Below are 23,361 nucleotides of genomic sequence, written 5' to 3' on the forward strand. Positions count from 1 at the left end.
AGGGCAATCATGGGACAGAAAGTTAATCCTCATGGCTTAAGAGTCGGTGTTATCAAGGATTGGGACTCTAAGTGGTATGCTGAGAAGGAATTCGCAGATTACCTTGTAGAAGACCATGAAATCAGAACATTTCTTAAGAAGAAATTATATAGCGCTGGTGTTTCTAAGATTGAGATCGAAAGAGCATCTGACCGCATCAAGATCAGCATTTACACTGCTAAACCGGGCGTAGTTATCGGTAAGGGCGGTTCTGAGATCGAAAAAGTAAAAGCTGAACTTGCTAACTACACAGACAAGAAGTTAATTGTAGATATCAAAGAAGTTAAGAGACCTGACAAAGACGCTCAGCTCGTAGCTGAGAACATTGCACTGCAGCTGGAGAATCGTATTTCGTTCAGACGTGCTATGAAGTCTTGCATGTCCAGAACAATGAAGTCCGGAGCACTTGGTGTGAAGACATCTGTTTCAGGACGTCTGGGTGGAGCTGATATGGCTCGTACAGAGTTCTACAGTGAGGGAACAATCCCGCTTCAGACACTGAGAGCAGACATTGACTACGGATTCGCTGAGGCCAATACAACTTACGGAAAAGTTGGTGTTAAGGTATGGATTTACAAAGGCGAAGTTCTTCCGGAAAAAACAGCTAAGGAAGGAGATAGATAATCATGTTAATGCCAAAAAGAGTTAAACGTCGTAAACAGTTCCGTGGATCCATGAAAGGAAAAGCTCTTCGTGGAAACACTCTTTCATATGGTGAATTTGGTATTGTTGCAACAGAACCTTGTTGGATCAGATCTAACCAGATCGAGGCTGCCCGTGTTGCTATGACTCGTTATATCAAGCGTGGTGGTAAAGTTTGGATTAAGATTTTCCCAGATAAACCAGTAACTACAAAACCAGCTGAAACACGTATGGGTTCCGGTAAAGGTACCCTTGAGTACTGGGTAGCAGTTGTGAAGCCAGGCCGCGTAATGTTCGAGATCGCAGGCGTATCTGAGGAAGTTGCAAGAGAGGCACTTCGTCTTGCTACACACAAATTACCTTGTAAATGTAAAATCGTTTCTCGCGCAGACTTAGAAGGCGGTGATAACAGTGAAAATTAATGCATTTGTAGAAGATTTAAAGACAAAATCAGCTGCAGAGCTGAATGAAGAATTAGTAGCTGCTAAAAAGGAACTCTTTAACCTGAGATTCCAGAACGCAACAAACCAGTTAGACAATACCAGCAGAATCAAAGAAGTTAGAAAGAATATCGCAAGAATCCAGACTGTGATCACTGAGACACAGAGAGGTTAATTAGCTTCTTAAAGAAAGGAGTAAATGTCGTGGAAAGAAATCTTAGAAAAACACGTGTAGGCAAAGTTGTCAGCAATAAGATGGATAAGACTATCGTAGTTGCTGTAGAAAATCATGTGAAACATCCACTTTACAACAAGATTGTAAAAAGAACTTATAAATTAAAAGCTCACGATGAAGAGAACACATGCAACATCGGAGATATTGTTAAAGTTATGGAGACAAAGCCAATCTCTAAGGATAAGAGATGGAGACTTGTCGAAGTTATGGAAAAAGCGAAATAGTATAAGGAGGGAAACCTGCAATGATACAGCAAGAAAGCAGATTGAAAGTAGCGGATAATACAGGTGCTAAAGAGTTACTTTGCATCCGCGTGCTTGGCGGCTCAACCAGAAGATATGCAAGCATTGGCGACGTTATTGTTGCAACTGTTAAAGATGCAACACCAGGCGGCGTTGTTAAAAAAGGCGACGTTGTGAAAGCTGTAGTTGTTCGTACTGTAAAAGGTACTCGTCGTAAAGACGGATCTTACATCCGTTTTGATGAAAATGCTGCTGTAATTATTAGAGACGATAAGAACCCAAGAGGAACCCGTATCTTTGGGCCAGTAGCGAGAGAGCTTCGTGACAAACAGTTTATGAAGATTGTTTCCTTAGCTCCGGAAGTACTTTAAGGAGGTGCGATCACAAATGGCGACAATGAAAATCAAAAAAGGCGATATGGTTAAAGTAATTGCCGGAAAAGATAAAGATAAAGAAGGCAAAGTTATCGCTGTTAATCATAAAAATGGAACAGTCCTTGTCGAAGGCGTCAATATGCTGACAAAGCACACAAAACCAAGTATGGCTAACCAGAATGGTGGAATCATTCACCAGGAAGGACCGATCGACGCATCTAACGTTATGTACCTTCACAAAGGTGAAGCTACAAGAATCGGTTTCAAGATGGATGGCGACAAGAAGGTTCGTGTTGCTAAGAAAACAGGCGAAGTAATTGATTAATTTGAGGAAGGAGGTCCAGAGCTTTGAGTAGCAGATTAAAAGAACAGTACCAGAACGAGATCGTTGATGCAATGATCAAGAAGTTCGGTTATAAGAATATTATGGAAGTACCAAAACTCGATAAAGTTGTTATCAACATGGGTGTTGGTGAAGCAAAAGATAATGCAAAAGCTTTAGATTCAGCAATCGCTGATATGGAGAAGATCACAGGACAGAAAGCCGTTGTTTGTAAGGCTAAGAAGTCAGTGGCTAACTTCAAGATCAGAGAGGGCATGGCAATTGGATGCAAGACTACCTTAAGAGGAGATAAGATGTACGAGTTCGTTGACCGTCTGGTTAACCTTGCTCTTCCACGTGTACGTGACTTCAGAGGTGTTAATCCGAATGCATTTGACGGAAGAGGAAATTACGCTCTTGGTATCAAAGAGCAGCTTATCTTCCCAGAGATCGAGTACGATAAGGTAGATAAGGTTAGAGGAATGGATGTTATCTTCGTAACAACTGCTAAGACTGACGAAGAAGCAAGAGAACTGCTGAAACAGTTCAACATGCCATTCACAAAATAAGGAGGTAAATTATGGCTAAGACAGCAATGAAAATCAAACAGCAGCGCAAACCAAAATTCTCTACAAGAGAATACAGCCGTTGCAGAATCTGCGGACGTCCACATGCGTATTTGAGAAAATATGGAATCTGCCGTGTTTGCTTCCGCGAACTGGCTTACAAGGGACAGATCCCAGGCGTAAAGAAAGCTAGCTGGTAAACATTAGAAAAGGAGGATACAGATCCATGACTATGAGTGATCCAATTGCAGATATGCTTACAAGAATTCGTAATGCGAATACTGCTAAACATGATACAGTAGATATTCCTGCATCTAAGATGAAGATCGCAATCGCTGATATTCTGGTAAATGAAGGATATATCGCAAAATATGACATCGTAGAAGACGGAGCGTTCAAGACAATCCGCGTAACACTGAAGTATGGTGTTGACAAGAATGATAAAGTTATTACAGGTCTTAAGAGAATCTCTAAGCCAGGTCTGCGTGTATACGCTAACTGCGAAGAGCTTCCTAAAGTTCTTGGAGGACTTGGAACAGCTATCATTTCTACAAATCAGGGCGTAATCACAGACAAAGAGGCTAGAAAAGCCGGTGTAGGTGGAGAAGTACTTGCATTTGTATGGTAGGCCGAAAGCAACTTAGTGAAAGCGAGCCGAAAGGCTCAGCTTGAACTTAGTGCGAGGTCGTTCTTTGAACTTAGCGAGGTGTTTTCGAGCTTAGTGAAAAGAACTTCCTTGAATATAGAGCGTTAAGTGCTCACAGTAACTGAAAACAGAGCAGCCAAGACTGCTCCGAGAATCTAAGTTAAGGAGGAAAGGCAATGTCACGTATCGGAAGACTGCCAATCGCAATTCCAGCAGGAGTAACTGTTGAAATCGCAGAGAATAATGTAGTGACCGTTAAAGGTCCTAAGGGAACTCTTACAAAAGAGCTTCCAGTAGAGATGGAAATCAAGCAGGAAGGCGAGACCATCGTAGTAACAAGACCAAACGATCTGAAGAAGATGAAATCTCTTCATGGTCTTACAAGAACACTGATCAATAACATGGTTGTTGGTGTTACCGAAGGATACAAGAAAGTTCTGGAAGTAAACGGTGTTGGTTATAGAGCGGCTAAATCAGGAAATAAACTGACTCTGAGCCTTGGATACTCTCACCCAGTTGAGATGATCGATCCAGAAGGTCTTGAGACTGTTCTGGAAGGACAGAATAAGATCACTGTTCAGGGTATCGATAAAGAAAAAGTTGGCCAGTATGCGGCTGAGATCAGAGACAAGAGAAGACCGGAGCCATATAAGGGCAAGGGAATCAAGTATGCTGATGAAGTAATCAGACGTAAAGTTGGTAAGACAGGTAAAAAATAATTAAGGAGGGTGAGAGATAATGGTTAGCAAGAAATCAAGAAGCGAAATTCGTGTTAAAAAGCACATGAAAATACGTAACCGTTTCAGCGGTACACCTGAATGCCCGCGTTTAGCAGTATTCAGAAGCAATAATCACATGTATGCTCAGGTTATTGATGACACAGTTGGAAAGACTCTGGTATCCGCTTCCACTCTTCAGAAAGATGTGAAAGCCAATCTGGAAAAGACCAACAATGTAGAAGCTGCTGCATACCTTGGAAAAGTGATCGCTGAGAGAGCACTTGAAAAGGGCGTTAAGGACGTAGTCTTTGACAGAGGCGGATTCGTTTATCATGGAAAGATTAAAGCATTAGCAGACGCAGCAAGAGAAGCTGGTTTGAATTTCTAGAAGGAGGAGCACACATGAAACAGGAACGTATTGATGCTAGTTCATTAGAATTAACAGAAAAAGTAGTATCAATTAAGCGTGTTACCAAGGTTGTTAAGGGTGGTCGTAATATGAGATTCACAGCTTTAGTAGTTGTTGGCGATGGTAACGGCCATGTTGGTGCAGGCTTAGGAAAGGCAACCGAAATTCCGGAAGCTATCCGCAAAGGAAAAGAGGATGCAGCTAAGAAGCTTATTTCTGTAGCATTAGATGAAAATGGAAGTATTACACATGATTTGATCGGTAAATTCGGAAGCGCTTCAGTATTACTGAAGAAGGCACCTGAAGGTACTGGAGTTATCGCCGGTGGTCCGGCACGTGCCGTTATCGAGATGGCAGGTATTAAGAACATCCGTACAAAATCTCTCGGATCTAACAATAAGCAGAACGTAGTTCTTGCTACTATTGAAGGTCTGAAAGAGGTTAAGACTCCAGAAGAAGTGGCTAAGCTTCGTGGAAAATCCATCGAAGAGATCTTAGGCTAATAAGGAGGTAGAACCGAAATGGCAAATTTGAAAATCACATTAGTAAAATCTACAATCGGCGCTGTACCGAAGCATAAGAAGACTGTAGAAGCTCTTGGACTGAAGAAGGTTAACAAGACTGTTGAACTTCCGGACAACGCTGCTACAAGAGGTATGATCAAACAGGTACAGCACCTGGTAAAAGTTGAGGAAGCTTAATTAATTTATATTGAGTAAGGAGGTGTCACGATGGACTTATCTAATTTAAGACCAGCTGACGGAGCAAAGCAGAGCGATAACTTCAGAAGAGGACGTGGACATGGTTCTGGAAATGGTAAGACTGCAGGTAAGGGACACAAGGGTCAGAAAGCTCGTTCAGGCGGCACAAGACCTGGTTTCGAAGGCGGACAGATGCCACTGTACAGAAGAATTCCTAAGAGAGGATTCACTAACAGAAATTCTAAGACAATCGTTGGAATTAATGTAAGTGCTCTGGAAGTATTTGATAATGATGCTGTAGTTTCAGTAGAGACATTGATCGAAGCAGGAATCGTTAAGAACCCAAGAGATGGCGTTAAGATTCTTGGTAACGGTGAACTGACAAAGAAACTTACAGTTCAGGCAAATGCATTTAGTGCCGGTGCGGCAGCTAAGATTGAGGCTCTTGGTGGAAAAGCAGAGGTGATCTAATGTTCAAAACAGTTCGGCGGGCATTTCAGATTGAAGATATTCGAAAGAAAATCTTTTACACCTTCATGATGCTGGTTGTGGTTCGTTTAGGATCACAGCTGCCGACTCCAGGTGTAAACCCGGACTATATTAAAAACTTTTTTGCACAGAACACGGGGGATGCGTTTAACTTTTTTAACGCATTCACCGGTGGATCTTTTGAGCAGATGTCAGTATTTGCTCTGAGTATTACACCATACATTACTTCATCTATCATCATTCAGTTGCTCACAATTGCAATTCCTAAGTTAGAGGAAATGCAGCGCGAGGGCGAAGATGGAAGAAAGAAGATCGCATCTTTTACAAGATACCTCACAGTAGCTCTGGCATTGATGGAATCAACTGCTATGGCAATTGGTTTTGGACGTCAGGGTCTGCTTCAGGAATACAATTTTGTAAATGCAGCAATTGTTGTATTAACGCTGACTGGCGGATCCGCACTTCTGATGTGGATTGGTGAGCGTATCACAGAGAATGGTGTTGGAAATGGTATTTCAATCGTATTGTTGATTAATATCCTTTCACGTGTTCCTAGTGATCTGAACACACTGTTTGAACGTTTTGTAAAAGGTAAGACTATTGCTAAGGGCGGGCTTGCAGCAATTATTATTGCAGCAATTATCCTGGTTCTTGTTGTAATGGTTGTTATTCTTCAGGATGGAGAACGCAGAATTGCCGTGCAGTATTCACAGAAGATGCAGGGTAGAAGAACTTATGGCGGTCAGTCAACTCATATTCCTATGAAGATTAATACTGCCGGAGTTATTCCTATTATCTTTGCTTCTTCTCTGATGCAGTTTCCGATTGTAATCGCATCTTTCCTTGGAAAAGGTAACGGAAGCGGAATTGGAAGCGAGATTCTTCGAGGAATGAATCAGAGCAACTGGTGTAACCCACAGAATATTAAGTATTCCTGGGGACTGGTTGTATACATTATATTAACCGTATTCTTCGCTTATTTTTATACCTCCATCACATTTAACCCGATGGAGATTGCAAATAATATGAAGAAGAGCGGTGGATTTGTCCCAGGTATCAGACCGGGACGTCCAACGGTCGAGTATTTGACCAGAATTCTGAATTACGTCATTTTTATGGGCGCAGTCGGACTGGTAATCATTCAGTTTGTGCCAATCCTGTTTAATGGATGGCTGGGAGCAAAAGTATCATTTGGTGGTACTTCCCTTATCATTATCGTCAGTGTTATACTGGAGACATTGAAGCAGATTGAGTCGCAGATGCTCGTTCGCAATTACAAAGGATTTTTAAATAACTAAGCATTTTGACCTGCGGATTATTTCGCGGGTTAAAATACTATAAAGGAGGATGTGTATAGCATGAAGATCATTATGCTGGGTGCACCTGGTGCAGGTAAAGGAACACAGGCTAAGAAAATTGCTGCAAAATACGGAATTCCGCATATTTCTACAGGAGATATTTTCCGCGCCAATATTAAGAACGGAACAGAGCTTGGAAAAAAGGCTAAGACCTACATGGATCAGGGACTTCTTGTTCCGGATGAACTGGTAGTTGACTTGGTAGTTGACCGTGTCAATCAGGATGACTGTGAGAATGGTTATGTTCTGGACGGTTTCCCGCGTACGATTCCTCAGGCTGAAGCATTGACGGAAGCTCTTGAGAAAATGGGACAGAAGGTAGATTTTGCAATTGATGTAAATGTACCGGATGAGAACATTGTAAAACGTATGGGCGGAAGAAGAGCATGCGTGACATGTGGTGCTACATATCATATGGTATATGCTCCGACCAAGAAGGAAGGTATCTGTGATACCTGTGGCGGAGAGCTGATCCTCAGAGATGATGATAAGCCGGAGACAGTTCAGAAGAGACTGAATGTATACCATGATCAGACACAGCCGTTAATTGACTACTATACCAGTCAGGGAATCCTCCGTACAGTAGATGGAACTGTAGATATTGATGATGTATTCCGCGCAATTACGGAATTTCTGGGAGCATAAGTTATGCCGATTACCGTAAAATCACCTAGAGAAATTGAACTGATGGCTGAAGCAGGACGTATCCTGAGTCAGGTACATCAGGAACTTGGTAAGGCATTGCACCCTGGAATGAGTACCCTGGATATTGACCGATTGGGTGAGGAGATTATAAGGGGATACGGATGTATCCCTTCTTTCCTTAATTATAATGGCTATCCGGCATCTATCTGTGTATCATTGAATGAAGAGGTCGTCCATGGAATACCGTCAGCTGACCGTATTATCAAAGAGGGCGATATAGTCAGCCTGGATGCAGGAGTCATTTACAAAGGCTACCATTCTGATGCTGCCAGAACTCACGCAGTGGGCGAGGTCAGTAAAGAAGCCGAGGATTTGATCAGAGTTACCAGAGAAAGCTTTTTTGAAGGCATAAAATATGCGAAAGAAGGCAATCATTTATTTGATATCTCCGGAGCTATTGGCAGATATGCTGAAGAACGAGGCTATGGGGTAGTAAGAGATCTGTGCGGACATGGAATCGGGACAGCACTTCACGAAGCACCTGAGATTCCGAATTACGAGATGAATCGTAAAGGTGTGCTTCTGAAAGCCGGTATGACGCTGGCAGTTGAGCCGATGATCAATGCCGGAAGCTGGGAAGTTGACTGGATGGATGATGACTGGACAGTAGTGACCAGAGATCGCAGCCTGTCAGCGCATTATGAAAATACCATATTAATCACAGACGGTGAACCACGCATTCTGTCCTTGACGGAAGATACACCGTAGTGCGGAAGAAGCGAGGAATATATGGACAGATATAGAAAAGGAATGTTGGTAAGGTCAAAAGCCGGACACGATACCGGAAAGGTATATATAATAGTAGAAAGCGCGGACGCATATGTGCTGGTCTGTGATGGCAGGATCCGGACACTTGCCAATCCGAAGAAAAAGAAGTTCAAACATTTGCAGATCATTAACCGGGAATATCCGATCGAGACAATGAATGATGTTCAGATCAAACGGATATTGAAAGAATATAACAGGGAAGAGAATTAGGAGGATATAAGATATGTCAAAGGCTGACGTAATTGAAATTGAAGGAACAGTTGTAGAGAAACTTCCAAATGCGATGTTTCAGGTAGAACTTGAGAATGGACACCAGGTTCTCGCACACATCAGTGGTAAACTGAGAATGAACTTTATCAAGATTCTTCCGGGAGATAAGGTAACACTTGAATTGTCACCGTACGATTTATCTAAGGGAAGAATTATCTGGAGAGATAAATAAAAAAAGTATTGACGTAGTAATATTAGTGATGCTATAATATGTAAGCACGTTTTTGGGTGCTTTTATTTCGTTATGCAATTTTAAAGGCACACAAAGCAAAGAAACTAAAGGCAAAGCAATGGATGAAAGGAGGATCCCCGTGAAGGTTAGATCATCAGTAAAACCAATTTGCGAAAAGTGCAAAGTAATCAAAAGAAAAGGAAGCGTTCGTATTATTTGCGAAAATCCAAAGCATAAACAGCGTCAGGGATAGGCATTGAACACTATTATTTGAGATGCATTTATGAATTTTGGAGTGAATTAGGCGGCTGATAGCAGATACGCCAGGCGGCGTGTAAGCTATTTAATATACAAGGAAGCACCAAAGCCGGTGAAGTCCTCGTATATTGCTTCTAATGCCGGCTCGTCATTACCGGGACAAGACCGGTGGCCGGAAAGGGCGTGATACCGAACACGCCTGGGAACCAGGAGTTCCCCTATTAAAGACAATATGAAACAACAGGGAGAAATGCTGAGTCCGAGGAAGACTGACGTTGCAAGCTTGCTTGCAAAACGGCAGAATTCGAGGACGAAATAGGGCGCCAGCCCATCATCGAGCCGCAGCAAAGCGGAGGCGAGATGTGCATTTCGACAACCAAAACAACAAGGAAAAATGGAGGAAAAATCACATGGCTCGTATTGCAGGTGTAGACTTACCAAGAGACAAACGTGTTGAGATCGGATTGACTTATATCTACGGAATCGGTAGAACAAGTGCAACTCGTATTTTGACAGAAGCAGGAGTTGATCCTGACATTCGCTGCAGAGATCTGACAGACGAAGACGTTAAGAAGATCAGTGCAGTAATCGATGAAACTCAGGTTGTAGAAGGTGATCTTCGTAGAGAGATCGCTCTGAACATCAAGAGATTACAGGAGATCGGATGCTACAGAGGTATCCGTCACAGAAAAGGACTTCCGGTTCGTGGTCAGAAGACAAAGACCAATGCAAGAACAAGAAAAGGTCCTAAGAGAACAGTAGCTAATAAGAAAAAATAAGTTAAGGAAAGTGTAGGTTAGTTTTATTATGGCAAAGAAAGTTACAAAAAAAGTGACAAAAAAACGTGTCAAGAAAAACGTTGAACACGGACAGGCACATATCCAGTCATCTTTCAACAACACAATTGTTACATTAACAGATGCACAGGGTAATGCTCTTTCATGGGCAAGTGCTGGTGGTCTTGGATTTAAAGGTTCAAGGAAATCTACTCCATATGCAGCACAGATGGCAGCTGAGACAGCAGCTAAGGCAGCATTAATTCATGGTTTGAAGACAGTAGACGTATTTGTAAAGGGACCTGGTTCAGGAAGAGAAGCAGCAATCAGAGCACTTCAGGCATGCGGAATTGATGTAACAAGCATCAGAGACGTAACACCGGTACCGCACAACGGATGCCGTCCGCCGAAGCGCAGAAGAGTCTAGTCGAAACATTGATAACCATAAATTGGCGAAATAATTAGGAGGATATATAGAACATGGCAGTAAATAGAGTTCCGGTTCTTAAGAGATGCCGTTCCCTCGGAATGGATCCGGTATATTTGGGAATTGATAAAAAGTCTAACAGACAGTTAAAGAGATCTAATAGAAAAATGAGCGAGTACGGTCTTCAGCTGCGTGAGAAACAGAAAGCTAAGTTCATCTACGGCGTACTTGAGAAACCTTTCAGAAACTATTTCGAGAAAGCTCAGCGTCAGCCGGGTATGACAGGTCCTAACCTGATGATCCTGCTTGAGAGCAGACTTGATAACGTAGTATTCCGTATGGGTCTTGCTAGAACACGTCGTGAGGCTCGTCAGATCGTTGACCACAAGCATGTTACAGTGAATGGTAAGCAGGTAAACATCCCATCTTACCTTGTAAAAGCCGGTGATGTGATCGAAATCAAAGAGAAATGCAAAGGATCTCAGAGATACAAAGATATCCTTGAGGTAACAGCAGGACGTCTCGTTCCAGGATGGATTGAAGCAGATCAGGAGAACCTGAAAGCTACAGTTAAGGAACTTCCTACTCGTGATGAGATTGATGTTCCGGTTGACGAGATGCTGATCGTCGAGTTGTATTCTAAATAATAAGATTTAGGTATTCATCCCACAAGGAGGGACTATATAGTGTTTGATTTTAATAAACCAAATATCGAGATAACCGAGATTTCAGATGACAAGAGATATGGAAGATTTGTTGTAGAGCCTTTGGAAAGAGGATATGGTACAACACTTGGAAATTCTCTCAGAAGGATCATGCTTTCTTCACTTCCTGGTGCTGCAATCAGCCAGATTAAGATTGATGGAGTACTGCATGAGTTCAGTTCCATCCCGGGTGTAAAAGAAGATGTTACAGAGATCGTTATGAACCTGAAATCACTGGCGATCAAGAACACATCAGAAACTGACGAACCAAAGACTGCTTACATTGAGTTCGAAGGTGAAGGTGTGGTAACAGGCGCAGATATCCAGGTGGATTCAGACATTGAGATCATGAATCCTGAGACTGTTATTGCTACATTGAATGGTGGAGCTGACAGCAAGCTGTATATGGAACTTACCATTACAAAGGGTCGTGGATATGTGAGTGCAGATAAGAATAAGACAGAGGACCTGCCAATCGCAGTGATTCCGATTGATTCTATCTATACACCGGTAGAGCGCGTTAACCTTACTGTGGAGAATACACGTGTTGGTCAGATTACAGACTTTGACAAACTGACATTAGATGTTTGGACAAACGGAACTCTGCTTCCGGATGAGGCTGTAAGTTTGGCAGCAAAGGTATTAAGTGAGCATCTGAAACTGTTTGTAGACCTGTCTGAGGTAGCTCAGTCTGCAGAAGTAATGATCGAAAAAGAAGACGATGAGAAGGAAAAAGTGCTTGAGATGAGCATTGATGAACTTGAGTTGTCTGTTCGTTCTTACAACTGCCTGAAGAGAGCGGGAATCAATACAGTAGAGGAACTTACAAACAGAACACCAGAAGACATGATGAAGGTACGTAACCTTGGTCGCAAGTCTCTGGAAGAAGTATTAGCAAAGTTAAAAGAGTTGGGTCTCGAACTCAGCCAGGGAGAGGAATAGAATTCCGCCCTTACGTAAATATAAACCAAGGTATCAGTAAGACCAAAGAGCGTGATATCGCATTTGGCTAGTAAGCCCGATGAATGCATAACCAAGTGTCAAAATGGAGGAAATAAGAGATGGCAAAGTATAGAAAGCTCGGCAGAACATCAAGCCAGAGAAAAGCATTAATCAGAAACCAGGTAACAGCACTTCTGAACAACGGTAAGATCGTTACAACAGAAGCGAAAGCAAAAGAGATCCGCAAAGTTGCTGAAGGTCTGATCGCTATGGCTGTTAGAGAAAAAGACAATTACGAAGAAGTAACTGTTAAGGCTAAAGTTGCTCGTAAAGACAAAGATGGTAAGAGAGTTAAAGAAGTTGTAGACGGTAAGAAAGTAACTGTATACGACGAAGTTGAGAAGACAATCAAGAAAGATATGCCTTCAAGACTGCATGCCAGAAGAGAAATGCTTAAAGTTCTCTACCCTGTAACAGAAGTTCCTGCACAGGGAGCTGGAAGAAAGAAAAATACTAAGGAAGTTGATCTCGTAGCTAAGCTGTTTGACGAGATTGCACCTAAGTATGAGAATCGTAACGGTGGTTACACAAGAATCGTTAAGATTGGTCTCCGTAAAGGTGACGCAGCTATGGAAGTTCTTCTTGAGCTTGTATAATAACGATATAGAACAGAAAGCATATAGACGCACTCTGAGAAATCAGGGTGCGTTTTCTTTGTGTATTGTGCTTAAATATCAGATAAAAAGGTATTCTGCAGGGTTAGGAAAATAGCTTATGAATGTTATAAATATAACAAAAAATTATCTGTATTAGAAATAGTAAGTGATTTAATTGTACACACAATAATGATGAGTTATCAAATAAGTTTTTGCTATATAAAAATACTATAGTATTTCTCTCCATGCATTTTGTGAAAAACTCACAATGAAATCTTGAAATGTTATAAATGTTTGAATATATTCACAAATTCGTTAAAAATATATCACTTTTAATTGACAATTAATTAACGGAGGGATATACTTGGAGACAGTTAAAGCAAGACGATTTCTACACAAGGGAGGATATAGTTATGGCAAAAGAAGTAAAACAGGCAGTGGCAGAACCAGAGGTAAATACCGCTGAATGGTTGGAGCAGAAGATGGCCAAGATGAAAGAGGCCCAGAAGATATTTGCTACATACACACAGGAGCAGGTAGATAAGATTTTTTTCGAGGCGGCTATGGCAGCTAATAAGGCACGTATTCCACTGGCAAAGATGGCAGCCAAAGAGACAGGAATGGGAATCGTAGAAGATAAGGTTATCAAGAATCATTACGCAGCAGAATATACATACAATCAGTATAAGAGAACCAAAACCTGTGGTGTGATTGAAGAAGATAACTCATACGGAATTAAGAAGATTGCAGAGCCGGTTGGTCTGGTTGGAGCTATTATTCCTACAACAAACCCGACATCAACAGCAATTTTTAAAACACTTATTGCATTAAAAACAAGAAATGCGATTATCATCAGTCCACATCCACGTGCTAAGAAATCTACGAGAGCAGCCGCAATGCTGGTATATGAAGCAGCTGTTAAGGCAGGAGCACCGGAAGGCATTGTAGAATGTCTGGAAGAACCTACGGTTGAGATGTCTGGGCTGATCATGGCTAACGCAGATGTAATTCTTGCAACAGGAGGTCCTGGAATGGTAAAGGCAGCTTACTCTTCAGGAAAACCGGCCATCGGTGTTGGACCTGGTAATACACCTGTTATCATGGACTCAAGCTGTGATATTCAGACAGCAGTGTACTCAGTTATCCATTCTAAGACATTTGACAATGGCATGATCTGTGCATCTGAACAGTCTGTTACAGCACTGGCTGACATTTATGATGATGTGAAGAAAGAATTCATTAAGAGAGGATGCCATGTACTGAACAAGAAAGAACTGGATATGGTTCGTGAGATTATCCTGACACCTGCAGGAAGCGTTAATCCTAAGATCGTAGGACAGCCTGCGGCAGAGATCGCTAAGCTGGCTGGATTTGAAGTTCCGGAAGATACGAAGATCCTGATCGGTGAAGTAACTTCTGTTAACGTAGAAGAGCCATTCGCACATGAGAAATTATCTCCTGTACTTGCTCTTTATAAAGCAAAAGATTTTGAAACCGCGCTTCAGATGGCAGAACAGCTTGTTGCTGATGGTGGATACGGACATACATCTTCCCTTTATATAAATGTAAGTGAAAAAGAAAAAATGGCAGAACATGCAGATCGCATGAAGACCTGTCGTATTTTGGTAAATACACCTTCTTCACAGGGTGGTATCGGTGACCTTTACAACTTTGGATTAGCTCCATCTCTGACTCTGGGCTGTGGTTCTTACGGCGGTAACTCTGTATCAGAGAACGTAGGAGTAAAACATCTGTTAAATGTTAAGACGGTTGCTGAAAGGAGAGAGAATATGCTGTGGTTCAGAACACCTCAGAAAGTATACTTTAAGAAAGGATGCCTGCCGGTTGCGCTGGATGAGCTGAAGAATTACTATAACAAGACGAAGGCATTTATCGTAACTGACGGATTCCTGTTCAGCAGCGGAATGACATCTCCGATCACAGATAAGCTTGATAAAATGGGTATCCAGCACGCATGCTTCTATGAGGTAGCACCAGACCCGACATTGCAGATCGCAAGAAAAGGTCTGGATCAGCTGAAAGCATTTGGACCAGATGTGATCATTGCACTTGGTGGTGGTTCAGCAATGGATGCAGCGAAGATCATGTGGCTGATGTACGAGCATCCGGAGTGCAACTTTGAAGATCTGGCTATGGACTTCATGGATATCCGTAAGAGAGTATACACATTCCCGAAGATGGGCGAGAAAGCTATGTTGGTAGCAATTCCTACTTCATCAGGTACAGGTTCTGAGGTTACACCGTTTGCAATCATCACAGATGCAGACACAGGTACAAAATGGCCGATCGCTGACTACGAGCTTCTGCCGAACATGGCAATCGTAGATACAGACTTCATGATGACTCAGCCGAAGGGACTGACCAGTGCGTCAGGTATCGATGCCCTGACACATGCTCTGGAAGCATATGTATCTATCATGGCTACTGATTATACAGATGGTCTGGCTCTCAAAGCTGGTAAGAACATCTTCACATATTTGCCAGATGCATATGAGAAGGGCGCTGCTGATCCGATCGCAAGAGAAGGAATGGCTAATGCATCTACAATGGCTGGTATGGCATTTGCCAATGCATTCCTGGGAGTATGCCACTCTATGGCACACAAGCTTGGTGCATATCACCACCTGCCACACGGTATTGCTAATGCATTGCTGATTGAACATGTAATGCGCTTTAATGCAGATCCGGCACCGGCTAAGATGGGAACATTCTCTCAGTATCCATATCCGAAGGCTAAAGAGAGATATGCTGAATTTGGAAGATTCTGCGGAGTAACAGGAAAGAATGATGATGAAGTATTTGAGAACTTCATCAAAGCAATCGCAGACTTGAAGGCAAAAGTTGGAATCAAGAGAACAATTAAAGATTACGGTGTTAAGGAAGAAGATTTCCTCGCTACATTGGATGAAATGGTAGAGAATGCATTCAATGACCAGTGTACAGGTGCTAACCCAAGATATCCTCTGTTTAAAGAGATTAAAGCAATGTACCTGAAAGCATACTACGAAGGTTAATCAATTTACAGCATCATAACAAAATAAAGCAATAGATTCACGCATTGTATATTTATTAAGATATTTATACGGATGCGTGGATTTATTGCTTTCTTCGTGTTTTTTTGGTATAGTGGAAATGTTAAATAAAAATATTATGGCAAAGGAGCCAGTTATGAAGAAATACGAAGAAGAACATTATCTGTATAATAATATTAAGGAGCAGATTTATCCGTGGGTGTCAAGCACATTATCACTGCCTGAGACATTGAATGGTAAGAATATATCCGAGAAAGATACACCATTAATTGAATTTGTAGGTGCTTTGAAGATCCTGTTTGTCATAAAGAGAGGCGAAGAAACATATGAAGTCATTAAAGATAATATGCTTCCGCCGGAATGTGATATACCGGCATTATATCATCAGGCATGCGAGAATTTGGTGCGGGACGTGGAATTTGTAATCGGTAATACCATGTATGGAGCATTTTCAATTCTGGCAGATGGTAAGCATGAGGCAAGTTCCCTGTGCTTCCAGCATATCTGGAATGTATGCGCGGAGAAATTGCAGGACGATCTGCTGATTATGGCACCACGTACAGATACGGTGTTGTTTGCACCGCTGTCTCAGCCAAAAGCAATAGAAACGATGAAAACACATGCGGAACAGGCATATACAATGGGGACGAACAAAATCAATACAGATATGTATTTATTTACGCGAGACGGGAAGGAATTATTGACTTATGATGAAACGAAACATTAAGATGATCGGTTTTGACCTGGATGGAACGCTGTTAAACAGTAATAAGGAGATCAGTGATTATACACGGGACGTCATGAGGGAAGCTGTTGAGCAGGGCGTGATCATTCTTCCGGCGACGGGAAGACCGCTGACCGGTATACCAAAGCCAGTTATGGCACTTCCTGGCATCCGATATGCAGTCACAGCTAACGGTGCCAGAGTAGTAGACGTGCAGGAGGATAAAGTTCTGCATGAAGCATTGCTTCCATATGAAAAAGGTAAGGAATTGCTGGAGATCTTTGCAAAATACGATACATACAGGGAAGTGTATTATGAGGGATTCGGTTATGCAACTGCGGATATGGTAGAGCGTATTGAGGAATATATGCCGATTAAGCCGATGATTGAATATATGCGTACTACCAGACGCCGGGTGCCGGATGTGGAAGCTATGTTCCATGAGAAAAAGATGGCAGTGGATAAGCTGCAGGCACTGTTTCGCGATACAGAAACAAGAGATCTGGCAATGAAAGAAGTAAAAGAGAAGGTTCAGGGAGCGGCCGTTACCAGTGCGTTAGGCAATAATATTGAAGCGAACGGGGAAGATGCACAGAAGGGTATCGCGCTTTTGAAGCTGGGAGAGATCCTTGGTATTAAGAAGGATGAGATCATGGCATTTGGTGATGGTTCTAATGATATGGATATGATTCGCAGAGTCGGTTTTGGTGTGGCTATGGAGAATGGTATTGATGAGATCAAAGAAGCAGCAGACTATATCACTGTGACCAATGATGAGCATGGCGTTGCAAAAGCAATTGAAAAATTTGTATTGAGGTAGTATCTGGCAGATGTGAATAAAAGGAGGCAGATATGTTAGATTTTATTAAAGTTGTGATCCTGGGTATCGTAGAAGGAATCACCGAATGGCTTCCGGTCAGCAGTACCGGCCATCTGATTCTGGTCGGCAGCGTATTGAAGCCGGGACTCAGTGATGCGTTTATGGAAATGTTTGACGTAGTGATCCAACTTGGTGCGATCATGGCTGTTGTGGTGCTCTATTTCCACAAATTGAATCCGTTTTCACCAAGAAAATCCGAACGTCAGAAGATGTTGACCTGGCAGATGTGGATTAAAGTGGCGATCGCGTCAGTTCCGGCAGCGATTGTGGGCTTATTGTTTAATGATTATCTGGATGCGATTTTTTATAAACCGGTGCCGGTTGCAATCATGCTGATCGTATATGGTGTGTTGTTTATTATAATAGAAGATAAGCACAGAGGAAAGCAGCCAAAGGTTACCAGGATTTCACAGCTTACACTGAAGATGCTGTTGTGGATCGGTGTGTTCCAGATGCTTGCATTGATTCCGGGAACTTCAAGATCCGGTGCGACAATCGTAGGAGCGCTGCTGATCGGAGTATCCAGAGAGACAGCGGCGGAATTTACATTTTTCCTTGCGATTCCGGTTATGTTCGGAGCAAGCCTTCTGAAGCTGTTGAAATTTGGATTTGCATTTTCAGCGGCAGAGTTCGGTTTCCTGATGCTTGGATGTATTGTATCATTTGGGGTATCTATATTTGCTATCAAGTTTCTGATGGGATATATTAAACAGCATGATTTTAAGGTATTTGGATATTATCGTATTGCGCTTGGAGTATTGATTCTGATCGTGTCGATCTTCCAGGTGATCATGGGATAATATAAAAGAAGAGATTAAGGGGCATTTTTGTACGAAATAAATTAGTTTTGCATAAAAATACCCCTTTAAATGTATAAAAATACAGTTGCAATTTGGCGTGAACGTGCTAAAATATAACGCATAGCGTGGAATAAGCAGGAATAAAAATTGCATAATCATAAGGTTATGAAGAGAGAGGCGGTTATTTATGAATAGTTGGACGGCGGATATGGCAGATACATTTGCGCGCTGCTTTATCAGAGAAGATAGGTATAAACTTCTGATCAGTGGTATTGGTGTGACGATTAAAGTGTCAATCGTAGCGGTTATCCTTGGAATTTTGATTGGTTTTCTGATTGCACTCTGTAATTTGTCTAAGAACAAATTCCTCAGAGCGATCGGTAAGATATATACAGATATTATTCGAGGCACACCTTCAGTTACACAGCTGATGATCATTTACTTTGTAATTTTTGCGACCGTTGATATTGAAAAATGGATTATTGCAGCGATTGCATTTGGTATTAACTCGGGTGCGTATGTGTCGGAAATCATCCGTGCCGGAATCCTTTCTATAGATAAAGGACAGACGGAGGCGGGAAGATCATTGGGATTAAATGCTTATCAGACGATGACAAGAATCGTAATCCCGCAGGCATTGAAGAATATTTTCCCGGCACTTTGTAATGAATTTATTGTACTTATCAAAGAGACTGCAATTGTCGGTTACGTTGGACTGATGGATATTCAGAAAGCAGGAGATTTCATTAAGAGTGCTACGTATGAGGCATTTATGCCGTTGATCGGTACAGCAATCATTTACTATGTTCTGATTAAGGTTCTTACATTGATACTTGGCGTATTTGAGAACAAGTTGAGAAAATCAGACATAAGATAAGGGGGGCTGTGAGATGATAAAAGTAAAGAATCTGCATAAAAAATTTGATGAATTAGAAGTATTAAAAGGAATTGATGAGCATATCAGACCAGGAGAAGTTGTTGTAGTCATTGGACCATCCGGTTCGGGAAAAAGTACTTTTCTCCGTTGCCTGAATCAGCTTGAGACAGCTACAGAAGGCGAGATTTACGTAGATGATGAATTGATCACAGATCCGAAATGTGATGTAAATAAAGTTCGTCAGAAAATGGGAATGGTATTTCAGCAGTTTAATCTGTTCCCACACCTTACGATTCTGGAGAATATTACGCTTGCGCCGGTTATGTTGAAGAAAATGACAAAAGATCAGGCGAAAGAAAAAGCAATGGAACTGTTAAAGAGAGTTGGTCTGGAAGAAAAAGCGGAGGCATATCCGGTACAATTATCCGGCGGACAGAAGCAGCGCGTAGCAATCGCGAGAGCACTGGCAATGAATCCGGAGATCATGCTTTTTGATGAGCCGACTTCCGCACTTGACCCTGAGATGGTCGGAGAGGTTCTTGATGTAATGAAAGATCTGGCAGAATCTGGTATGACAATGGTTATTGTAACTCATGAGATGGGATTTGCCAGAGAAGTTGCATCACGTGTGATTTTTATGGATCAGGGTATCATCATGGAGAACGGAACACCGGAAGAAGTGTTTACGAATCCGAAAAATGAGAGAACAAAGCTGTTCTTGAGTAAAGTATTATAATGGTATTTTGCAAACAGTGTTTGCATGATATAGAGGTAACGGATTAACATGTTGATCTGTGTAAAATGCAAGTAACTACTTGTGAGGAAGGAAAAGGAGAAAGAATTATGAAAAAGATGACAAAAATGCTTTCTGTTATTCTTACCGTTGCAATGATGGCTGCAATGCTTGTTGCATGCGGAAGCAGCGACAGTAAGAAAAGTGATGAAAAGACAGAATCTACAGATTCAAAAGACACAATCAAATTTGGTACAAACGCAGAGTTCCCACCATTTGAGTATGTAACACAGGATGGTGTGATCGGAGAGTTTGATGGTATTGATATCGCAATCGCAAAAGATATTGCTGAAGAGAATGGAATGGAAGCTCAGATTGAGAACATGGAATTCGATTCACTGATCGTTGCTCTTCAGAATGGACAGGTTGATGCTGTTATTGCCGGTATGACTGTAACAGATGAAAGAGCGGAAGCAGTTGATTTCTCTACACCATATTATACAGCTACTCAGGTAATGGTAGTAAAAGACGATTCTGACATTACAAAAGCATCTGATATGGAAGGAAAGAAGATCTGTGTTATCCAGGGATACACAGGTGAGACTTGTGTAAAGGATCTTGGCTATGATTACGAAGCATTCAAAAAAGGTACAGAAGCAATCATGGAGCTTGTAAATGACAAGTGTGATGTTGTTGTTATCGACTCTGCTACAGCTCAGAAGTATGTTGCTGACAATGATGGTCTTAAGATTGTAGAAGATAACGATGCATTTGATTCTGAGGAATATGCTATTGCTGTTCAGAAAGGCAATACAGAACTTCTGGATAAGATCAATACAGCAATCGAGAAACTGATCAGCGATGGAAAAGTTTCAGAGTATGCTGCAAAATATACAGACGCAGACGCTGAATAATCTGATTTAAAAAGAAATGTAAAATCCCGCACGTCACAGAGTGATGTGCGGGATTTTGATATTATGTTACAGCATTTCAAGGAATGCAGTCAGTCGTGTATTCAACTGTCCGATATCGGCCTGAGAGTAATCAGTCTCTACATGGATATATGGAATACCTTTCTTCTCGTTAACAAATCTGCGGATTGCAAGTGTCTCTACATTGTAGGTATGGCATGCCTGCAGAGTCATCTCTACGACGCCATCTACGTGGAACTCGTCGATCAGCTCATCGAGCAGTTTCAGACGGTTCGGGTTCGGAGTCATCACGGAACATCCGATGTTCAGGTATCTCTTGGCAATTGCGTCGTATACGTCAGGGTTCTCTTCGTCTACTAATTCGGCAGTAGATTTGGCACCGGAGCAGTTCTCATAAGCAACTACGATACCGCCGTTGTCTTCGATAGCGCGGATAACCTTTTCCGGAGCGCCTCCGATCGGACACCCTGTGATCAGGATACGAGGTTTCTTTTCTTCCATCTTGCCTTCTGCGTATTCTTTTTCAATCTTATCTACCAGAGCATTGATCTCTGCAGGAATCGCTTTGCGGTCAAATTTGAATCCGCTTCCGTATAATACTTTCCACAGATCGTATCCCTTGATCGGTGCCGGATCGTATTTCATTACACCGTACAGATTCTTAAGAGCGGTACGAACAGCGTTCTCTTCTTTGATCGCTTCTTTAACAGCTGCGTCTGTGATCGTTGTCTCAAAATGCTCTTCCAGATATTCCTTAAAACGGATGATCTCACTTTTCCATAACTTCTGGGCTGCTTCGTTCTGTGTGTTCGGCAGTTCCATAATGTAGACGTTCTTGAAGTCAGACATATACTCGTACATCTTCTTCTTACCATCACAGGTGGTCTCACCGACTACTACATCGGAGAAGTAGAAGAAAGGACATTTGTCTGTTACTGCGAATCCGTAGCTGGATTTGATCAATGGACATAAATTCTTTGGCAGATCTTTCTCTGCATCCGGGATTGTCTCATCAGATGTAGAGCATAAGCCGACAGTGACAGCTCCCATAGCCATGGCGATCTCTCTTGGAAAGTAAGTACAGTATGCACCGACTACCGGTGTGCCCTGATCTTTGATCTTCTTTAATGCCAGAAATGAATTCTTACGCTGTTCGGCAAATTCTTCAAATACTTCTGGCAAATCTTTAATTAATTCCATAATGTATCTCCTTTTGCGTTTAATCATTACCTATATTTTATCACTAATGAAAATAAACGACAATGAAACAAGGGGAAAATCGAAGGATTAGTCATTTGAAAATATAATGAATGTGAGGATATATTTAGATTATCTATAAGTACAGAAAGACTTTTTTAGTATGGAATAAAATGTTATACTTAAATACGGAGATATAGAAAAGCAGGATAGATTTATGATTTATGAGAATATACAGGAAGAATTACAGATATTAAAGCAATTACCGGAGCCTGTAGTGACATGGTTTCGTGCTAATAAGCGGGAGCTCCCGTGGCGGGATCATCCGGATGCTTACCGCGTGTGGGTGTCGGAGATCATGCTGCAGCAGACCCGTGTGGAGGCTGTGAAGTCTTATTATCAGAGGTTTCTGGAGGCGTTACCGGATGTGAAGGCACTGGCAGGAGCAGAGGAAGATCAGTTATTGAAACTGTGGGAAGGGCTTGGATATTATAATCGTGTCCGCAATATGCAGAAAGCGGCAACGCAGATCATGGTAGATTACGGCGGCGAGTTTCCGCAGACATATGAAGAGATTCTGAATCTGACCGGTATTGGAAGCTATACAGCAGGGGCGATCAGTTCGTTTGCATTTGGACTGGCAAAACCTGCGGTGGATGGTAATGTGCTCCGGGTGATTTCGAGAATTACCGGGAGTGATCGTGATATTATGAAGCAGAGTGTCAGAAAACGGATGGAGACGCTCCTGGAACAGGTGATCCCGGCAGACGCATCCAGTGATTTTAATCAGGGACTGATTGAAATTGGGGCAATCGTCTGTGTGCCAAATGGCGAACCAAAGTGTCAGGAATGTCCGGCAAAGGAGTTCTGTGTGGCATATAAAAAGGGCATCGAGATGGAACTCCCTGTGAAGAAGAAGGCGGCAGCCAGACGGATTGAGAAGAGAACGATATTGATCTTCCGGGATGGAGAGACCAGAGGTATCCGCAAACGTCCGGCAAAAGGACTGTTGGCAGGCTTATATGAACTTCCGGGGGTGGATGGACACCTGACGATGGAAGAAGCGATAGAATATAGTAAAAAGATTGGGCTGACGCCGGTCCGCGTAAAGGAGGCAGGCGAAGCAAAGCATGTATTCAGCCATGTGGAGTGGCATATGATCGGGTATCAGATCCAGGTGGATGAGCTGGAAGAATCCTGTACAGAGGATATGATATTTGCACATCCGGAAGAGATCCAGCAACGTTATCCGATTCCGTCAGCATTTGAAAAATATATGAAGTATGTGATATGAGAGGAGCAGCT

33 protein-coding genes and 1 pseudogene are annotated in these 23,361 nt (G+C 42.1%); 33 read left to right on the top strand and 1 reads right to left on the bottom strand.

The annotated features are described in order from the left end of the window. The first annotated feature begins 9 nt into the window (after positions 1–9). The 32 genes from rpsC (at position 10) to OCV65_RS03415 (ending at position 20,841) form a co-directional block, all read left to right on the top strand. The gene (gene rpsC, locus OCV65_RS03260; protein ID WP_118382496.1) at positions 10–663 is read left to right on the top strand and encodes a 30S ribosomal protein S3; all 654 of its coding nucleotides are present in this window, start codon (positions 10–12) and stop codon (positions 661–663) included. Between the two features lie 2 nt (positions 664–665). After that, positions 666–1,103 carry a 50S ribosomal protein L16 gene (gene rplP, locus OCV65_RS03265; protein ID WP_118382497.1) on the top strand — a complete coding sequence of 146 codons (438 nt, stop codon included), beginning with the start codon at positions 666–668 and terminating at the stop codon, positions 1,101–1,103. After that, positions 1,093–1,296: a 50S ribosomal protein L29 gene (gene rpmC, locus OCV65_RS03270; RefSeq protein ID WP_118382498.1), complete on the top strand. Its 204-nt coding sequence runs from the start codon at positions 1,093–1,095 to the stop codon at positions 1,294–1,296. The genes rplP and rpmC overlap by 11 nt, the downstream gene beginning before the upstream one ends. Positions 1,297–1,325: 29 nt before the next feature. Next, positions 1,326–1,580: a 30S ribosomal protein S17 gene (gene rpsQ, locus OCV65_RS03275; protein WP_118382499.1), complete on the top strand. Its 255-nt coding sequence runs from the start codon at positions 1,326–1,328 to the stop codon at positions 1,578–1,580. Between the two features lie 20 nt (positions 1,581–1,600). Further along, on the top strand, positions 1,601–1,969 hold the full coding sequence (rplN, locus tag OCV65_RS03280) for a 50S ribosomal protein L14 (RefSeq protein WP_118382500.1): 369 nt from the start codon (positions 1,601–1,603) through the stop codon (positions 1,967–1,969). 16 nt (positions 1,970–1,985) lie between these two features. After that, positions 1,986–2,297 carry a 50S ribosomal protein L24 gene (gene rplX, locus OCV65_RS03285; protein WP_118382501.1) on the top strand — a complete coding sequence of 104 codons (312 nt, stop codon included), beginning with the start codon at positions 1,986–1,988 and terminating at the stop codon, positions 2,295–2,297. A gap of 23 nt (positions 2,298–2,320) precedes the next feature. Next, positions 2,321–2,863 (top strand): 50S ribosomal protein L5, encoded by a 543-nt coding sequence (gene rplE, locus OCV65_RS03290; RefSeq protein WP_118452185.1) that lies wholly within the window; start codon positions 2,321–2,323, stop codon positions 2,861–2,863. 11 nt (positions 2,864–2,874) lie between these two features. Continuing rightward, the gene (locus OCV65_RS03295) at positions 2,875–3,060 is read left to right on the top strand and encodes a type Z 30S ribosomal protein S14 (RefSeq protein WP_118382502.1); all 186 of its coding nucleotides are present in this window, start codon (positions 2,875–2,877) and stop codon (positions 3,058–3,060) included. 26 nt (positions 3,061–3,086) lie between these two features. Continuing rightward, positions 3,087–3,488 carry a 30S ribosomal protein S8 gene (rpsH, locus tag OCV65_RS03300; RefSeq protein ID WP_118382503.1) on the top strand — a complete coding sequence of 134 codons (402 nt, stop codon included), beginning with the start codon at positions 3,087–3,089 and terminating at the stop codon, positions 3,486–3,488. A 194-nt stretch (positions 3,489–3,682) separates the two neighbouring features. Further along, the gene (rplF, locus tag OCV65_RS03305) at positions 3,683–4,225 is read left to right on the top strand and encodes a 50S ribosomal protein L6 (protein WP_118382504.1); all 543 of its coding nucleotides are present in this window, start codon (positions 3,683–3,685) and stop codon (positions 4,223–4,225) included. 19 nt (positions 4,226–4,244) lie between these two features. Continuing rightward, positions 4,245–4,613, top strand: coding sequence for a 50S ribosomal protein L18 (rplR, locus tag OCV65_RS03310; protein WP_118382505.1), 369 nt, complete (start codon positions 4,245–4,247; stop codon positions 4,611–4,613). A gap of 14 nt (positions 4,614–4,627) precedes the next feature. Beyond that, on the top strand, positions 4,628–5,137 hold the full coding sequence (rpsE, locus tag OCV65_RS03315; protein ID WP_118382506.1) for a 30S ribosomal protein S5: 510 nt from the start codon (positions 4,628–4,630) through the stop codon (positions 5,135–5,137). An 18-nt stretch (positions 5,138–5,155) separates the two neighbouring features. Beyond that, positions 5,156–5,335, top strand: a complete 180-nt coding sequence (gene rpmD / locus OCV65_RS03320) for a 50S ribosomal protein L30 (RefSeq protein ID WP_118382507.1) — start codon at positions 5,156–5,158, stop codon at positions 5,333–5,335. A gap of 30 nt (positions 5,336–5,365) precedes the next feature. Further along, positions 5,366–5,806 (top strand): 50S ribosomal protein L15, encoded by a 441-nt coding sequence (rplO, locus tag OCV65_RS03325; RefSeq protein ID WP_118382508.1) that lies wholly within the window; start codon positions 5,366–5,368, stop codon positions 5,804–5,806. Continuing rightward, entirely contained in the window at positions 5,806–7,122 is a 1,317-nt protein-coding gene (gene secY, locus OCV65_RS03330; protein WP_118382509.1) for a preprotein translocase subunit SecY, read from the top strand. The genes rplO and secY overlap by 1 nt, the downstream gene beginning before the upstream one ends. A gap of 60 nt (positions 7,123–7,182) precedes the next feature. Continuing rightward, the gene (locus OCV65_RS03335; protein ID WP_262580934.1) at positions 7,183–7,827 is read left to right on the top strand and encodes an adenylate kinase; all 645 of its coding nucleotides are present in this window, start codon (positions 7,183–7,185) and stop codon (positions 7,825–7,827) included. A 3-nt stretch (positions 7,828–7,830) separates the two neighbouring features. Continuing rightward, a complete protein-coding gene (gene map, locus OCV65_RS03340) occupies positions 7,831–8,595 on the top strand; it encodes a type I methionyl aminopeptidase (protein WP_262580935.1) in 765 nt (254 codons plus the stop codon). 21 nt (positions 8,596–8,616) lie between these two features. After that, entirely contained in the window at positions 8,617–8,865 is a 249-nt protein-coding gene (locus OCV65_RS03345) for a KOW domain-containing RNA-binding protein (protein WP_118452188.1), read from the top strand. A 13-nt stretch (positions 8,866–8,878) separates the two neighbouring features. Continuing rightward, a complete protein-coding gene (infA, locus tag OCV65_RS03350; RefSeq protein ID WP_004607275.1) occupies positions 8,879–9,097 on the top strand; it encodes a translation initiation factor IF-1 in 219 nt (72 codons plus the stop codon). A 139-nt stretch (positions 9,098–9,236) separates the two neighbouring features. Continuing rightward, complete coding sequence (gene rpmJ, locus OCV65_RS03355; RefSeq protein ID WP_005339020.1) at positions 9,237–9,350, top strand: 50S ribosomal protein L36; 114 nt, start codon at positions 9,237–9,239, stop codon at positions 9,348–9,350. 415 nt (positions 9,351–9,765) lie between these two features. Further along, positions 9,766–10,134, top strand: a complete 369-nt coding sequence (rpsM, locus tag OCV65_RS03360; protein ID WP_262580936.1) for a 30S ribosomal protein S13 — start codon at positions 9,766–9,768, stop codon at positions 10,132–10,134. 28 nt (positions 10,135–10,162) lie between these two features. Further along, the gene (gene rpsK / locus OCV65_RS03365; protein ID WP_118382514.1) at positions 10,163–10,558 is read left to right on the top strand and encodes a 30S ribosomal protein S11; all 396 of its coding nucleotides are present in this window, start codon (positions 10,163–10,165) and stop codon (positions 10,556–10,558) included. A gap of 53 nt (positions 10,559–10,611) precedes the next feature. Then, entirely contained in the window at positions 10,612–11,205 is a 594-nt protein-coding gene (gene rpsD / locus OCV65_RS03370) for a 30S ribosomal protein S4 (RefSeq protein WP_118382515.1), read from the top strand. Positions 11,206–11,244: 39 nt separating this feature from the next. Beyond that, positions 11,245–12,204: a DNA-directed RNA polymerase subunit alpha gene (locus OCV65_RS03375; protein ID WP_118382516.1), complete on the top strand. Its 960-nt coding sequence runs from the start codon at positions 11,245–11,247 to the stop codon at positions 12,202–12,204. Between the two features lie 119 nt (positions 12,205–12,323). Beyond that, positions 12,324–12,860: a bL17 family ribosomal protein gene (locus tag OCV65_RS03380; protein ID WP_118382517.1), complete on the top strand. Its 537-nt coding sequence runs from the start codon at positions 12,324–12,326 to the stop codon at positions 12,858–12,860. A gap of 413 nt (positions 12,861–13,273) precedes the next feature. Continuing rightward, positions 13,274–15,895 (top strand): bifunctional acetaldehyde-CoA/alcohol dehydrogenase, encoded by a 2,622-nt coding sequence (gene adhE, locus OCV65_RS03385; RefSeq protein ID WP_262580938.1) that lies wholly within the window; start codon positions 13,274–13,276, stop codon positions 15,893–15,895. Between the two features lie 154 nt (positions 15,896–16,049). Continuing rightward, positions 16,050–16,640, top strand: coding sequence for a hypothetical protein (locus OCV65_RS03390; RefSeq protein ID WP_262580939.1), 591 nt, complete (start codon positions 16,050–16,052; stop codon positions 16,638–16,640). Further along, a complete protein-coding gene (locus tag OCV65_RS03395) occupies positions 16,621–17,457 on the top strand; it encodes a Cof-type HAD-IIB family hydrolase (protein WP_317258762.1) in 837 nt (278 codons plus the stop codon). Before OCV65_RS03390 ends, OCV65_RS03395 begins: the two co-directional genes overlap by 20 nt. 32 nt (positions 17,458–17,489) lie before the next feature. Then, positions 17,490–18,317, top strand: coding sequence for an undecaprenyl-diphosphate phosphatase (locus OCV65_RS03400; RefSeq protein ID WP_262580940.1), 828 nt, complete (start codon positions 17,490–17,492; stop codon positions 18,315–18,317). Positions 18,318–18,504: 187 nt separating this feature from the next. Beyond that, complete coding sequence (locus OCV65_RS03405; protein WP_243061130.1) at positions 18,505–19,194, top strand: amino acid ABC transporter permease; 690 nt, start codon at positions 18,505–18,507, stop codon at positions 19,192–19,194. Positions 19,195–19,207: 13 nt separating this feature from the next. After that, positions 19,208–19,930, top strand: a complete 723-nt coding sequence (locus OCV65_RS03410) for an amino acid ABC transporter ATP-binding protein (protein WP_118382521.1) — start codon at positions 19,208–19,210, stop codon at positions 19,928–19,930. 107 nt (positions 19,931–20,037) lie between these two features. Beyond that, a complete protein-coding gene (locus tag OCV65_RS03415) occupies positions 20,038–20,841 on the top strand; it encodes a transporter substrate-binding domain-containing protein (RefSeq protein WP_262580941.1) in 804 nt (267 codons plus the stop codon). 66 nt (positions 20,842–20,907) lie between these two features. Here the strand turns inward: OCV65_RS03415 and OCV65_RS03420 are convergent, their stop codons facing one another. Then, positions 20,908–22,059: a double-cubane-cluster-containing anaerobic reductase gene (locus tag OCV65_RS03420; protein ID WP_262580942.1), complete on the bottom strand. Its 1,152-nt coding sequence runs from the start codon at positions 22,057–22,059 to the stop codon at positions 20,908–20,910. 175 nt (positions 22,060–22,234) lie between these two features. On the opposite strand from OCV65_RS03420, the pseudogene mutY reads away from it, so the two are divergent. Then, positions 22,235–23,350, top strand: a pseudogene (gene mutY / locus OCV65_RS03425) (A/G-specific adenine glycosylase); the annotation flags it as partial. Positions 23,351–23,361: the final 11 nt, after the last annotated feature.

It is taken from the genome of Dorea ammoniilytica, assembly GCF_025567415.1.
Lineage (GTDB): Bacteria > Bacillota > Clostridia > Lachnospirales > Lachnospiraceae > Claveliimonas > Claveliimonas ammoniilytica.